Annotated in this window: 2 protein-coding genes; one reads left to right on the top strand and one right to left on the bottom strand. The window is 76.3% G+C overall.

The features are described from left to right. Window positions 1-531 (top strand): 4'-phosphopantetheinyl transferase (locus B7767_RS35020; RefSeq protein ID WP_085575598.1); only part of this gene is annotated, 531 nt, incomplete at its 5' end. A 14-nt stretch (window positions 532-545) separates the two neighbouring features. Here B7767_RS35020 and B7767_RS35015 read toward each other — a convergent pair. Then, window positions 546-782, bottom strand: coding sequence for a hypothetical protein (locus tag B7767_RS35015; RefSeq protein WP_085575597.1), 237 nt, complete (start codon window positions 780-782; stop codon window positions 546-548). Between the last annotated feature and the right edge of the window lie 122 nt (window positions 783-904).

Here is a 904-nt window from a genome sequence, read left to right as displayed (position 1 = left end):
GGGGCCCGCCGCGCCATGGACAAGCTGGGCGTGCCCGCGCAGCCGGTGCTGCCCGGTGAGCGGGGCGCCCCCGTCTGGCCCGACGGGCTGGCCGGCAGCATGACCCACTGCCAGGGCTACTGCGCCGCCGCCCTGGTGCGCGCCGCCGACCTGGCGTCCCTCGGCATCGACGCGGAGCCGCACGCCCCGCTGCCCGAAGGCGTCCTGTCCTCCGTGGCGCTGCCGCGGGAGGCGGCGCGGATCGGCGGGCTGGCCGAGGAGCTGCCCGCCGTGCACTGGGACCGGCTGCTGTTCAGCGCCAAGGAGTCCGTCTACAAGGCGTGGTTCCCGCTCACCGGGAAGTGGCTGGACTTCATGGAGGCCGACCTCGACCTCTTCGCCGACCCCGGCGACCCCACCCGCGGCGGCTTCCGGGCGACCCTCCTCGTCCCCGGCCCGCGCGTGGGCACCCGGGTGGTCGATCACTTCACCGGCCGCTGGATCACCGAGAAGGACCTGGTCGCCACGGCGGTCGCCGTCCCGCACAGCTGAGCGGGGCACCCCTCCTACGGCTCGGGGTGCCAGTCGCGCAGCATCCGGAAGAACACCTCCTCGTTGCCGGCCAGGCCCGCCCGGGCCAGGGCGGTCTCCGCCTCGGCGAGCACGGAGGGCGGCACCGTCGGGGGCCCCACGGGCCCCGGCGGGCCCGACCGGGTGTCGAGGGCGGCGCGCACCGTGTGCAGCAGCCGTAGATAGGCCTGGACGGCGGTGCGCTCGCGGTCGGTCAGTACGGCGGCGGACATCGCTCGGCTCTCCCCTGTCGAGATCGGTCACACATCGCCTCCAGCTTGCCGCCCACCACTGACAGTCGGGTCCCACCGGGGCCGGTCCGCCCGCCCGGCGGGCACGCGCGCCGGGCGCTCCT

This window comes from Streptomyces sp. 13-12-16, assembly GCF_002114215.1.
Classification (GTDB): domain Bacteria; phylum Actinomycetota; class Actinomycetes; order Streptomycetales; family Streptomycetaceae; genus Streptomyces.
Note: the sequence above shows the minus strand (reverse complement) of the source record. Positions and strands in the feature narration are given on the sequence as shown.